The following is a 12,939-nucleotide window of genomic DNA, read 5'->3' on the forward strand; positions in this document are numbered from 1 at the left end:
GGTCGTAAGAAAGGTATATCCGTTATATTTTAAGTTGTAGGTATGTTGGGTGAACTTGCCTACCCGAATCACTAATCTGAGCAAGTGATTCGGGATTTACTCACCTGTCACGTGACAATGCTTAAATGAGTCTTGTCCTGAAAGGCCAACATATTATTTTGTTCAAAGCGCCAGCCTCTTTTTGCTGCCGAACAGCTGAAATTAGAACATAAGATTCGGGAACTGCTTTGAACTGCCGAAAAGATAATGTTTGAGAGCGCGTAAGTTCAACAAATAAACCAGCACCCCGCTTCGGCAGGTGCTGGTACGCCGGTAAATCAAACCTGCTTCCCGTAATCTTCTTGCATCGATGCATACAGATGTTGTCGATCAGCGGAGATAGCGATGCACAAGACTCCAGAGTTCATCACCGTACGCAGCACATACTGGCTACGAGCAACAATCTGATGAGTCAGTGGCGAGTTGGTGGGGGCACAGTGGGGCATTGGATCTGCCGGCTGGTGCCCGTCAGGTGCGCATTGATTACGGGGTGGCAGCATGGGGCGGAGTCTGTCCGCCAGCAGGTGACAAACCTCATCGTTACATTTTCACAGTGTATGCGTTGAAGAGCAAAACGCTGGATGTGCCTAAAGACGCGAATCCGGCACTCGGTGGCTATATGATTAATGGCAATACGCTGGCCAAAGCCAGTTTCACGGCGTACTACGGTCGCCCGGCGCAGTAACTCTCTTGGTGCTCCGCAGCTCGGCGGGGCGCTATTTTCCAGTCAAACCGGATGACGGGTGTGATGTTTTAAGACAGCGTTAATACGGGCAACCTGGCGTTATGTGGTTTCTCCTGCTTCCAGCGTCTGGCGTTGGGTTAACGTTGGAAAATACTTCATCCATAGCGCTACCACCAGCAGGGTGCCGATTCCACCCAGTACGATGGCCGGCACGACCCCCAGCCAGGCGGCGGTTACGCCGGATTCAAACTCCCCCAGTTGATTAGAGGTGCCGATGAAAATGGAATTAGCGGCGCTAACCCGGCCACGCATCTCGTCTGGCGTTTCCAGTTGCACCAGTGTTGAACGGATGACGACGCTGACCATATCGGATGCGCCCAGAAACAACAGTGCAAACAGCGACAGAAACAGATTGGTGGACAGGCCAAATGCGATAGTGGCGATACCAAACATCGCCACCGCAGAGAACATGATTTTCCCCACGTTGCGAGTAAGCGGATGGCGGCTCAGATAAAGCGACATCAGTACCGCACCGAGCGCTGGCGCGCAGCGCAGCAGCCCCAGCCCCCACGGGCCGGTATGCAGGATATCCTTGGCGACGATGGGCAACAGCGCGGTAGCGCCTCCAAGTAGTACGGCGAACATGTCCAGCGAGATAGACCCCAGAATCACCGGGTTACGGCGAATGAAATTCATGCCGCCAAACAGGCTGTTCAGGTTTACCGGCGTGCGGGCTGGCGCTTTGTATTCATAGCGCAGATTGAGCAGCACCAGAAACGACACCATAAAACAGGCTACGCTGGTGGCGTAAAGTGTGGTGGCTCCTATCAGGTAAACCAGGCCGCCGAGTGCCGGGCCGGCAATAACCGTGGCCTCACGGGCGGAGGCCATCAGCGCTACGGCACGTGATAACAAACCGGGGGCGATCAGGTTTGGCAGCAGCGCCTGCGTGGCGGGCATTTCGAATGCTCGCGTTGCACCCAACAACGCTGAACACGCGTAAATCATTGTGGCGCTGATGGTGTGGCTGACGTTACCCAGCACCAATACCAGTATGGTGGCAGCCATCAGCAGGCGACAGCATAGGATAATGACGCGGCGGTTATACTGATCCACCGCGTGGCCAGCCACCAGTGTGAGCGCCAGCTGTGGCAGAAATTGAGCCAACCCGACCAGACCGAGACTCAACGCGCTATTGGTCAGGTCATACATTTGCCAGCCAATCCCGACTACCAGCATCTGAAAGGCAAAGGAGGAGGCGATTTGCCCGATCCAGAAGCACAGAAAAGTGGGGTTTTTAAGTGGGGAAGCGGTTTCCACGGAGTGTCATCCATGCCAGTAGTTGTAATAAGAAGTGTTCAGTTTAACCAACTTACTGTTTTATTAAACTGAAGTTTTCTGCATAGATGTAAGTAAAAAATAACGAAGGGGGTGGGCTGGTATGCATGATTGCGCAATTGGCCGGTGTATCCATCTGGTTAGCGTTGTGATGACAATAAAAGTGAGTGAATTAAGTAACTTTGATGAAAAATGCTGAAAAATATCGGTTTGTCTGGTTTTTTTTGCTGTCGGCATGTAAGGAAAGGCGATAAAATAATGAACACGATGTTTTTTATTGATTGATATATTTAACTTTTATCTAATTTATTTGATTTTAATGAGGATTACTATGCAACAGTTGCCCGCTTGCCCAAAATGTCAGTCTAAATATACCTGGCAGGATGATGCCATGCTTAACTGCCCGGAGTGTGGACACGTGTGGTCGCAGGAGGGGGATGGTGTTGTGCAGGACGAGGGGCTGGTAGTGCGAGACGCCAACGGCAACCTGCTGGCGGACGGCGATACCGTTACCGTCATCAAAGATCTGAAGGTTAAGGGGAGTTCATCAACGCTGAAAATCGGCACTCGTGTGAAAGGAATCCGTCTGGTGGAAGGCGACCACAATATTGATTGCAAGATTGACGGTTTTGGCGCGATGAAGCTGAAATCTGAATTTGTGAAGAAAAACTGAGCTGAAAAACTCAACCTGATGAATTACTCTGCCCAAATTGCTCTGGGCAGTTTGTCAGTTAACTAACCGTATCGATAGGCATGTATGCGACACGGTTGCGGCCCTGATGTTTGGCCTGGTAGAGCGCCGTGTCGGCGGTACTGTACAGCGTGTCGAAACCGGTGTGCGGCGGCGCCCAACTGACGCCGAAGCTGGCGGTGACCTGATGCTGAGGCAGGGGTTCCAACGCGGTATGATTCAGACTGGCGTGGATATGTTCAGCGACATCCACCGCCGCCATCAGCGTGTAGCCATCCAGCAGAATGGTGAACTCCTCGCCGCCGACGCGACCAATACTGCCTGTCCCTTGTAATACGTCACGGATACGGGCTATCAGCGAACAAATCACCGCATCACCGGTCGGGTGACCGTAGACATCATTGACCTGCTTGAAATGGTCGATATCCAACACAATCAGCGCCGCCTGATCCTGCTCCAGCGCGTGATCGACCAGGTCGATGATCGCACTGCGGTTGAATACGTCGGTCAGCGGGTCATGGGTGGCTTTGTATTCCAGCTCTACCGCCAGTTGATGCAACTGGGTATTGAGGCGAGTCAACTCTCGCTCTGCGCGGTCACTGCGGGTAATCAGTCGGTGAGTTTCCCGCACCAGCCGCTGATAATGTTCTGCCAGCATAATCAGGCTTTCCCGGTACACCTCCGCCGGCATGTCGGCCTGAGCCGCGACATTGCGGGCTGACAGCAGGATGTCGTATTCGGGGGTGAACAGTTCATAGCTACTCATGCCGTTACTCCAGGATGTGGGGGTGGAAGTCGAGCGCAGAAAAGTCGATATGCAGTTCCTGCCCGAACTCCTCGGCGATATCATCGTCCTGGTCGTAATACCAGTGCAGCGCGATAGGAAGCTGCTTCTGCGCGGCTTGGTTGAGGATATTGAACAGGCTGAACAGCATCTTGGTGCTTGAGCTGTTGAAGTAGGGCAGCGATACATGCATGTCAGTGCGTGTCGGAGGCATTGCCATGGTGGCAAGACGCGTTTGCAGATCAAGACGTGTTTGCAAATAGTGTTGAACCCGCTCAATCAGAGGACCGTAAAACGCGGCCGCATTTTCCGGGTAAGATTCCCCGGACAACGAAAGCTGATGTGTGTCAAAGCGAAAATCCACCGTCGGGGTACTGGTTGTCCCGGCGATATGGATATTGTCTGTTGTTATTATGTCTGTCATGGTTAAATCACCGCCTTCAGATAAAACGTGGAGAGCCCGGTGGTGGCATCGCTACGAAAGGTAAATTGTAGTGGCTCGCTGGCATCGCGGGCTACGGTCAGCAGGCCGATATCTGCACCTTTGCTGGAAGCCGGGATGTCTTCACGCAGTGAGGTCTTGTAGGCAAGCCGGATCTCATCAAGCGTCATCATACACAGCGGCTCCAGTCGCTGGCGCAGTATCTCGGCATCTGCCGGGTATACCCGATTGGCGCTGAGCAAAAAGTATTTTCCCGCCTCAACGCCGATACACACCGAGCCATGACGGATTTCATTTTTCTGTTCTTCCGACGTGAGTGCCGAAGCGGAATAATGGATGATGTTCTGCACCACTTCCACAAAACTGGAAAACAGTTTACGGCGGATAGTGGGCGGCACCCGGTTTTTTTCCAGTTGCAGCCGTACCGTTTCCGCCAGTGAACAGACAATGTTTTGTGAAAAATACCCCACATAATACAGCGTGATATCTTGCTGCTGGGTGAGATCAAAGAATTCAGCATACTTCGTTTCGGACATGTTCCGGTTTTACCTGGTTAATAATATTCACGGGTGCCTGAAGCCCCAAAATGTAAGATCGTCCCGCCGATCCTGAGATCCCTGCCAGTCGTGGTGGTGTTGTAATAATTGAATAGCGAGCTGGTGCATGGGGAGATCCCTGATACGTAGCAACAGGTTTTGCAGGCGGCGTTTGCCGAATTTGATTTGTCGTTCGCCGCCAATCTGGTCAAGCAGGCCGTCGGTGGTCGAAAAGAACAGGTCCTGCGGTGACAGTGGATGCTGAAACGTCGGCCAACTGTAATCGTAGGGCGTATTAATATAACCCACACCCATACGATCATTGTCGAGCGTCAACAGGTCGCCGGTTTGTGCTCCGATCAGAAATGCCGTCATGCGTGCGCTGGCCCAGTTGAGGGTTTGTTCAGTAGTATTCACATAGACTACCAGCGCGTCGCAGCCATCGTCGGAAGCAGACATTTGTCCAGGATAGCCGCTGTTTTGGCCTAATGTATCCTTGATATAGCGATTGATTCCTCCCAGCAACTGTCCTGGCTGATCCGGGCGATGTTGCGCCAGCGCCTGTTCCAGCGCCGAATTGAAAATCAGCGTCATGAAGGCGCCGGGCACGCCATGACCGGTACAGTCGGCAAGCACCGCCAGCCAGCCATGCTCATATCGCCTGAAGGCATAACAGTCGCCACCAACGCAGTCGCGCGGTTCCCAGACCAGACACCAATCCTGTAAGGTCGTGGCCAGCGTTTGTCGGAATGGGGTAAGCATCGCCCCCTGAATCACGCTGGCATATTCTATACTCTGTACAATATGTTGATGCTGTCGGACATGGATGTCTGAGACGATGCGGAACAGATCGATACCCAGGCCGATGCCGAGGTAGTGCCCTTTCTCGGTAATAATGAAGCCATCAGCCAGAAAGCGATCACCGCTGATCACTGCTTTATCCGCCACATCGCTCAGTGAGGCAGAGGCTTCGACGATAAGCGGGGTTTTGTCCATAAACGCGATGCAGCTTTTTCGGTCATACAGTTCGCGGTAATAAGGGCGTGCCATTTGTGACAGGAAACTATGGCGGTTGATCAAGCCGAAAGGGCGTCCATCCTCTACCACCGGCAGGCTGACCAGATCTTTGTGGCGGCTGAATAGTTGCAGCACAGTGGCGTTATCCGTGGAGGGAGACACATCCGGCGTGGTGATACACAAGTCGCGTGCACTTGGGAAGGAAACGAAGTGTAACCGGTGTTCCTGTGACGGTAAGGCACTCATTATCTTGTCTTTCTGGGGAAATAGGCTGCCGCCACCATAGCAGTAGCAGATGACGAAAACATGACAGCCTGCTGAAATGTTAAGTTACTGTCAGATTTGTCTTTACACTGATGACTAAATATTGCTGATGCGCTCGTTTCGTGAGCGTTTTTATGCCTTTTTCGTATTAATGAAAAAATAAAATGGCCGATATATTTTACGAGTGGATCTATGTTTTCTATTCCGTTAATGCGGTGTAAAAATGAGACGGTGCTTGTGTGGTTTGTGAACTACACTTCTATTTCCTGATAGCTTTGGGCGGCATAAATCACTTGAGTCGCTCTGCTTGATACTTGTTGCGGCAGGTATGCTGTTTTTCTTTCGGTGTGCTGGGTTGAGTCGTAGTAAATCAGTGCCCTCAGAGGCATGTTAAGGCTAAAAAATAAAAGGAGTGACATCGTGGTCATATCAGGCGTTCAGAGTCAAAACATTACATCTTTTTATCCTCAGTCGGCTTATACAGCGAATAGCAGCCCTGGTGATAACACTGACGCTGTCGGAACAAATAAATCCGATTCCCTTAACACAGGGAAAAAGAATGATTCGCTAAATAATGAATTTGCGGATAATAATTCCAACGACGTTACTGATGTGCGTGAGCGTACCAAGTCGCTGGATGATCGTCTGGCCAAAGAAAAATTGCAGAAACAGCAACATGAATCATCCATAGAGCGCTCGCTGCGCATGACGGGTATCCCGCTTTATGGTGGTGTGCTGGTTTCCGTGGTGAAATATCCCGACGGCCAAAGTGAAAGCTATGACGTATTTACCGGTAAACGTATTGCATCTACCGATCCGAACCTGAATGCTTCTCGCGTGCCAGCCAATACTGCTGAGTTTGGTTATTATAGTCAGGGTTTATATAGCGGTATGTCAGCGGCGGAAGTGTACGAAAAAATACAGCATTTATTGGGAACGGGTTCCGGTGAAGTATCCTGGACATTACCGGGTAGCGAAAGCGAATTACCTCGCTCAAGTTAATACCAAAAAGTTATTGCTAGTGTATTTGCTGCTCATAAAGAATATTAATCGCCTGATTTACTAATCGGGTAGATGTTTTTTTGTATTTTCCTTTTTCAGCCTTTCCAAAATCAGGTGTAACGCTGTATTCAACGGTTTGTTCTGTCGCATAGTGATGATCCGTGTCCTGCCCATAGCCGGACTCAGTGGCCGGTATTACATGCTGATGCCTTATGCCAGCGCTTACTGACCGTATCGTGTTGAGTATTTCCTGTCATTCCAGATTCAATCTGACCAGATCAAACGTTCCTTTATGACGGGCATAAGTGTTTGTGTCTGTTGCCTCTATCAGATGTTGGTTAAACTGTCGGATATCCTGTTGCTGCACATGACAGTTGGTGAGCCAACACGGTCCGGTCTAATTTAACCTGCTGTTTTGACAAGGGTACACTAATGAGCACCATGGTAATTGAGGATGCCAGAGCGGAGCATATCGCGGCTATCAGGGATATTTATGCTCAACATGTTTTGCATGGTATCGCCACCTTTGAAACCGAGCCGCCTGATGAAGCAGAAATGTGCGACCGTTGGCAGAAAATTCGTGCTGCTGGTTTGCCCTGGCTGGTAGCGATAGAAAACGATCAGGTGTTGGGGTACTGCTATTTGGGGTTGTATCGCGCTCGTTACGCTTATCGTTTCACGCTGGAAGATTCTATCTATCTGCATCCAGATCATCTGGGTAAAGGCGTTGGTAAACGCTTATTATCGGCGGCGCTGTTGCAGGCTGAACAGCAGGGATACCGTCAGGTGGTGTCGGTGGTGGCTGACAGCGGCAATCGGGCCTCGCTGCAATTGCACCTGTCTTTGGGATTCGAACAGGTCGGGACGTTGCGCTCAGTAGGCATGAAGCATGGGCGCTGGGTGGATACTGTATTGCTGCAACGCGCACTGGGGGAGGGGGACTCATCTTTGCCGTATGCCTGATATTGCCGTATGAATATCTGCTCCCCTGGTAACGACAATCCCTGTCAGAGCGCAGTGGTCTTGCTCTAAAGGATCGCGTAACACTATCTGCGATGATACGTCACGATAGACGTCTGACTAGCGTTGCCAGTGGCAGATTTGCCAACCGTTTTGCTGCGCTAACGCTGCCAGTTCGGGGGCCGGGTTGATGACGTAAGCCTGATCGACGAACTCCAGCATGGCCCGGTCGTTGAGCGAGTCGCTGTAGCCGTGAATATGGTCGAATGGATCGCCATCGCGTTGTGCCAGCCATTCGCGTATGCGTAGCACTTTGCCTTGCTGGTATGTCGGCACACCATGAATATCACCGGTAAAACGGCCATCTTCCAACGTGACGCCAATCGCCAGCGCGTGGTCGGCCCCCAGATGACAGGCGATTGGCCGTACCAGATGTTCGCCGCTGGCTGAGATGATAAGCAGAGCATCACCACGCTGGCGATGCCAGTCCATTCGCTCACGTGCTGCCGGATAGAGCCGCGGCAGGATGTCTCGACGGATAAAACGATCTACCCAGGAAGACACTGTCTCGGCATATAAACCAATCAGCGGCGACAGTGCGAGATGCATATACTCTTCTATCGCCAGCGTGCCCTGATAATAGCGCTGCATCAGGTGGTGTTCCTGCTGTAATAATTCACTACTGGCGAATCCCTGCGATTCCAGCCAACGCAGCCACAAGCCGGTACTATCAGCACAGATTAGGGTTTCGTCCAGATCAAACAGGGCTAAATCCATTAGGGTTCTCCGGAAGTGAAAAACGGTTATCGGGTCATTGGATTACAGCAGGCGCGGTATCATCAGTGTACCTTTCCATGATGACAGTCACACATTACGGTTCATCTTTTTGTGAATCATGTCCGGCCAGTTATATCGTGCGGACAAGCTATTCTTTTAAGAGAATACAGCAAGTTGAGTGATGAAAATCACTAATGGAATCATGATGATGGTGGCTTATAGATACCATTTACCTTGGTACAAAACTCGGCGTCAAAAAATGTGCAGGAGCAGGAATATATAACATCGTGTGAATGGTGAAATTAATGGAAATAAAATAATTTAAAATAGTTATTTGTTGATGTGGGCAAGCCAGTGCGACAATCGTCCGCTTCTATTAATTGACATCGGTGAACGAATCAGTGACAGTCCGCTGCCTGAAAGATAACCAGAGTAAATGCAAGCGTAGCGCATTGAGGCGCGATTGTGTCCTGGTCTTGTAAGGTCCATCGTGTAGACCAGGCCGTCCCTTGTAAACCAAAAGGATGCGTGAGATGCGCACAGTAAAAAAACCTTATCCACCGTTTCATGCTGAACATGTGGGCAGTTTTTTGTTGCCCTATCGCCTGAAGCAAGCTCGCAAGGCGTGGCGGCAGGGGCTGATTGCCCCGGATAGACTGACTGAAATTGAAAACGAAGAAATACTGCATGTGGTTGAGCGCCAGAAAGCATGTGGGTTGAGTGCGATTACTGATGGTGAACTGCGTGTCCGAGAGGGGATCACGGATTTTTTCTCCTGCCTGACCGGTATTGATGTTGATGAAACGGCCCTGCCGGACGGGGATACGCCTTGTCGGTTGAGGATAGTGGATAAACTCGATTTTGACGATAACCACCCATTTTTGACCCATTACCGCTTTTTACATCAGGCAGTGGGCAATAGCGGGGATATGCTGGCGAAGCAAACCCTGCCCAGCCCAAATATGTTGATGTACCCTGCCATCCGCAACAATCAGGTTTATGCATCGTTGGATGCATTCTGTGATGACCTGGCAGCAGTTTACCGTAAGGTCATTCAGGGATTTTATCGTCAAGGGTGCCGCTACCTTCAGTTGGATGATCTATTCTGGGCACGCTTGTGCGACGGTCAGGTGATGGCGCGGGAAAATGCGGCAGGGTTCGAATTGCGCGACTTGCTGGACCGTTGCACTTACATTCTGAATCAGGCGTTGGCGCAACGTCCTCAGGATATGTACATTGCTTTGCATGTGTGTTGCCGCCGTTTTTCACCCCATTGGGTTTATGGCTCTGGGCGTGAAGTGATGGGGCACGCCATGGCGAATCTGGCGGTGGACAGTCTGTTTATCGAGTACGATGATCGCCGTCCGGTTGAGCTGGAGCCGTTGCGACAGGTGCGTTGCCAAAAGGTGGTGCTAGGCATACTGGATTCCCATAGTGCTGAACTGGAAGCGCCGCACTCGGTCAAAATGGCTATTAATACCGCAGCGTTGTATCTGCCGTTGCAGCAGTTGGCGATTAGCCCTAAATGCGGCTTCGGGCATGATGACAAAAACGACATCACCCAAGAGCAGCAGTGGGCCAAATTGCAGCATATGGTAAATATCGCCCACGAAATTTGGACGCTACCAGAATAATTTTTTGAAATAATGCATGAAATTCATCCCAATTTTTTGAATTAATTGAACTGGCCGCTATCTTGTTTATCCGTTTGATGCGCCTTAGTCGGCACTCCGGGTGTGTATAGTTGGCCTGCTTATCTCTGCGTCAACAACTGCATCTTCTGAAAATAGTCAGATCATTCAGTGATCTGGCTCTCCTGTTGAATATCCGATGCTATACAGCTTCCAAAGAGCGCTGCAACATAAGCGCCGATGCTGGCTTTCTGGCTGGCAGATAAGGAGTTTTTCGATAAAAAATGATCGGCTGGCAGTTTTTTAGGCAGTAGCTGCCTGATCATCCTTTGACCAAATAAAGAGAGTCCGCTATGGAAAGATGGTTTAAGTCTCTATTTGTTCTTGTTTTATTTTTTGTTTTCACGGCGAATGCGGCAGACAAGCTGCCAAATATCGTTATTCTGGCAACCGGCGGTACCATTGCCGGCTCAGCGGCGACGGGTACGCAAACCACTGGTTATAAAGCCGGAGCGCTTGGTGTGGATACGTTGATCAACGCTGTACCTGAGGTTAAAAAACTGGCTAATGTGAAAGGTGAGCAATTCTCCAACATGGCCAGTGAAAATATGACCGGCGATGTGGTGTTGAAATTGAGCAAGCGAGTCAATGAGCTGCTGGCGCGGGATGATGTGGACGGTGTAGTGATTACTCACGGAACCGACACGCTGGAAGAATCAGCCTATTTCCTTCATCTGACGGTGAAAAGCGACAAGCCCGTGGTGTTTGTGGCGGCGATGCGCCCGGCTACGGCCATCAGCGCTGATGGCCCAATGAATCTGCTGGAAGCCGTACGTGTGGCAGGTGACAAACAGTCGCGTGGTCGTGGCGTGCTGGTGGTACTTAATGATCGCATTGGTTCTGCCCGTTACATTACCAAGAGCAATGCCTCGACGCTGGATACATTCCGGGCGAATGAAGAAGGTTACCTGGGCGTTGTGATCGGTAACCATATCTATTATCAGAACCGCATCGATAAAGTACATACCACCCGTTCGGTGTTTGATGTGCGTGGTCTGAACTCGCTGCCGAAAGTCGATATTCTTTATGGATATCAGGATGATCCGGAGTATCTATATGATGCCGCCATTAAGAATGGCGTAAAAGGTATCGTCTATGCCGGCATGGGGGCTGGTTCGGTGTCGGTTCGCGGTATTGCGGGAATGCGTAAGGCGCAGGATAAAGGCGTGGTTGTCATTCGTTCTACCCGTACCGGCAATGGTATTGTACCGCCGGATGAAGAGCTGCCGGGCCTGGTTGCAGATTCACTCAACCCGGCACATGCTCGCATCCTGTTGATGCTGGCGTTGACTCGTACCAGCGATCCGAAGGTGATTCAGGAATATTTCCACACTTATTGATTCTCTGAACGTTGAAGTACGTTTTGGTATAGGCAGGCCGCCTTCGGGCGGCCTTGTTATAGTCGAAAGAACTATAAATATTGTAGTGGCATTATGGGGGGAATTTGCCATATTGCGCGAAAATGATGGCGCATTGTGCTGGATTTGAGCAGAAATCTGGCGTGAAGTGACTTTCCCCATGCCGGTACGATACAGAAGCTTTCTTAATGAGGATTATTGCCTGTATTATTCTGCTCTTGGTAAGACAGGCGCTGGCTGGCGGCAACCCCGCCGCAGATGACAAGCCTGAAAAAAGTAAGGACTGGTCGTGACATGACACAACCCATTTTTATGGTCGGTGCCAGAGGGTGCGGAAAAACCACGGTCGGCGGTGAGCTGGCACGGGCGCTTGGCTATGAGTTTATTGATACGGATATTTTTATGCAGCATACCAGTGGCCTGACTGTGGCAGACGTTGTTGCTGCAGAAGGGTGGCCTGGGTTTCGCCGTCGGGAAAGCGAGGCATTGCGGACAGTGACGGCATCGAATCGGATAATCGCAACCGGCGGCGGCATGGTATTGCTGGAACAGAATCGTCAGTTTATGCGCGCACAAGGGACCGTCATCTACTTGCACGCACCGGCACAAGCGCTGGCACAGCGTCTGCAGGCTAGCCCGCAGGCTCACCAGCGACCGACATTAACCGGGCGCCCCATCGCTGAAGAGATGGAAGCGGTGCTCAGGGAACGCGAGGCGCTGTATCAGGATGTGGCGCACTATGTGGTAGATGCGACTCGTGAGCCAGCTGCGATTGTTTCGGAATTGTTGCAGGCGCTGAGCTTACCGGCGGCCTGACGGTCAATCGATTTTTAACAGAAAGGTTGGGCATTATGCTGAATGTAAATGAATATTTTGAAGGGAAAGTAAAATCCATCGGTTTTGACGGCAGCCGCATCGGTCGCGCCAGTGTTGGGGTGATGGAGGCCGGGGAATATACCTTTGGTACCGGGCAGGCGGAAGAAATGACGGTGGTTAGCGGTGCACTGAATGTGTTGCTGCCTGGCACACAGGAATGGCAACTGTTTGAAGCCGGTGCTGTCTTTAATGTGCCGGAAAAAAGCGAGTTCAAACTAAACGTGTCTGAACCCTCCTCTTATCTGTGCCGCTATCTGTAATTTCTCTTTATTTACTTTTCGTAACAACCGGCTGTCAGCATTATTGGCAGCCGATTTCTAAATATAGATATATTTCGGTTTACGTTGTTGAAAATGTAATCTGTCTGTCATTCAGTTTTCATATAGTTATTGAATTGTTTTGTCATTCACCTTTCAGGTGATAATGATATGTAGTTATTGTCAGTGAAAATGACAATACTAAAAATATATATTCATCTA

At 50.6% G+C, this 12,939-nt stretch carries 15 protein-coding genes; 8 read left to right on the plus strand and 7 right to left on the minus strand.

Going from position 1 to position 12,939, the window contains the following annotated elements; translation table 11 throughout:
* Positions 1–317: 317 nt before the first annotated feature.
* Positions 318–485: a hypothetical protein gene (locus Dpoa2040_RS02040; RefSeq protein ID WP_168640099.1), complete on the minus strand. Its 168-nt coding sequence runs from the start codon at positions 483–485 to the stop codon at positions 318–320.
* Here Dpoa2040_RS02040 and Dpoa2040_RS02045 point away from each other — a divergent pair.
* Complete coding sequence (locus tag Dpoa2040_RS02045; RefSeq protein WP_246867225.1) at positions 485–724, plus strand: YbhB/YbcL family Raf kinase inhibitor-like protein; 240 nt, start codon at positions 485–487, stop codon at positions 722–724. The genes Dpoa2040_RS02040 and Dpoa2040_RS02045 overlap by 1 nt on opposite strands.
* A 99-nt stretch (positions 725–823) precedes the next feature.
* Here Dpoa2040_RS02045 and Dpoa2040_RS02050 read toward each other — a convergent pair whose 3' ends face one another.
* Positions 824–2,044: an MFS transporter gene (locus Dpoa2040_RS02050; protein WP_168640100.1), complete on the minus strand. Its 1,221-nt coding sequence runs from the start codon at positions 2,042–2,044 to the stop codon at positions 824–826.
* A gap of 349 nt (positions 2,045–2,393) precedes the next feature.
* Between Dpoa2040_RS02050 and Dpoa2040_RS02055 the strand changes: the two genes are divergently transcribed.
* A complete protein-coding gene (locus tag Dpoa2040_RS02055; protein WP_168640101.1) occupies positions 2,394–2,735 on the plus strand; it encodes a zinc ribbon domain-containing protein YjdM in 342 nt (113 codons plus the stop codon).
* A 58-nt stretch (positions 2,736–2,793) separates the two neighbouring features.
* On the opposite strand, the gene Dpoa2040_RS02060 is transcribed toward Dpoa2040_RS02055, so the two are convergent.
* Genes Dpoa2040_RS02060 through Dpoa2040_RS02075 form a run of 4 tightly spaced genes read right to left on the minus strand, consistent with a single transcriptional unit; the run spans position 2,794 to position 5,778 of the window.
* The gene (locus Dpoa2040_RS02060) at positions 2,794–3,519 is read right to left on the minus strand and encodes a GGDEF domain-containing protein (RefSeq protein WP_042869202.1); all 726 of its coding nucleotides are present in this window, start codon (positions 3,517–3,519) and stop codon (positions 2,794–2,796) included.
* A gap of 4 nt (positions 3,520–3,523) precedes the next feature.
* On the minus strand, positions 3,524–3,961 hold the full coding sequence (locus Dpoa2040_RS02065) for a DUF1987 domain-containing protein (protein WP_168640102.1): 438 nt from the start codon (positions 3,959–3,961) through the stop codon (positions 3,524–3,526).
* A 2-nt stretch (positions 3,962–3,963) separates the two neighbouring features.
* A complete protein-coding gene (locus Dpoa2040_RS02070) occupies positions 3,964–4,515 on the minus strand; it encodes a SiaB family protein kinase (protein WP_042869206.1) in 552 nt (183 codons plus the stop codon).
* A 27-nt stretch (positions 4,516–4,542) separates the two neighbouring features.
* Complete coding sequence (locus Dpoa2040_RS02075) at positions 4,543–5,778, minus strand: SpoIIE family protein phosphatase (RefSeq protein WP_168640103.1); 1,236 nt, start codon at positions 5,776–5,778, stop codon at positions 4,543–4,545.
* 438 nt (positions 5,779–6,216) lie between these two features.
* Between Dpoa2040_RS02075 and Dpoa2040_RS02080 the strand changes: the two genes are divergently transcribed.
* Both Dpoa2040_RS02080 and Dpoa2040_RS02085 read left to right on the plus strand, forming a co-directional pair.
* Positions 6,217–6,798 carry a hypothetical protein gene (locus Dpoa2040_RS02080; protein WP_168640104.1) on the plus strand — a complete coding sequence of 194 codons (582 nt, stop codon included), beginning with the start codon at positions 6,217–6,219 and terminating at the stop codon, positions 6,796–6,798.
* A gap of 432 nt (positions 6,799–7,230) precedes the next feature.
* Positions 7,231–7,761 (plus strand): GNAT family N-acetyltransferase, encoded by a 531-nt coding sequence (locus tag Dpoa2040_RS02085; protein WP_168640105.1) that lies wholly within the window; start codon positions 7,231–7,233, stop codon positions 7,759–7,761.
* A gap of 117 nt (positions 7,762–7,878) precedes the next feature.
* On the opposite strand, the gene Dpoa2040_RS02090 is transcribed toward Dpoa2040_RS02085, so the two are convergent.
* Positions 7,879–8,535: an HAD family phosphatase gene (locus Dpoa2040_RS02090; RefSeq protein WP_168640106.1), complete on the minus strand. Its 657-nt coding sequence runs from the start codon at positions 8,533–8,535 to the stop codon at positions 7,879–7,881.
* 533 nt (positions 8,536–9,068) lie between these two features.
* Between Dpoa2040_RS02090 and Dpoa2040_RS02095 the strand changes: the two genes are divergently transcribed.
* The 4 genes from Dpoa2040_RS02095 (at position 9,069) to ppnP (ending at position 12,720) form a co-directional block, all read left to right on the plus strand.
* Entirely contained in the window at positions 9,069–10,169 is a 1,101-nt protein-coding gene (locus Dpoa2040_RS02095; RefSeq protein WP_042869216.1) for a methionine synthase, read from the plus strand.
* 350 nt (positions 10,170–10,519) lie between these two features.
* Positions 10,520–11,566, plus strand: a complete 1,047-nt coding sequence (locus Dpoa2040_RS02100; RefSeq protein ID WP_168640107.1) for an asparaginase — start codon at positions 10,520–10,522, stop codon at positions 11,564–11,566.
* Between the two features lie 312 nt (positions 11,567–11,878).
* The gene (gene aroL, locus Dpoa2040_RS02105; RefSeq protein WP_168640108.1) at positions 11,879–12,400 is read left to right on the plus strand and encodes a shikimate kinase AroL; all 522 of its coding nucleotides are present in this window, start codon (positions 11,879–11,881) and stop codon (positions 12,398–12,400) included.
* A gap of 35 nt (positions 12,401–12,435) precedes the next feature.
* Positions 12,436–12,720, plus strand: coding sequence for a pyrimidine/purine nucleoside phosphorylase (gene ppnP / locus Dpoa2040_RS02110; RefSeq protein ID WP_168640109.1), 285 nt, complete (start codon positions 12,436–12,438; stop codon positions 12,718–12,720).
* Positions 12,721–12,939: the final 219 nt, after the last annotated feature.

It is taken from the genome of Dickeya sp. CFBP 2040, assembly GCF_012273755.1.
Classification (GTDB): Bacteria; Pseudomonadota; Gammaproteobacteria; order Enterobacterales; family Enterobacteriaceae; genus Dickeya; species Dickeya poaceiphila.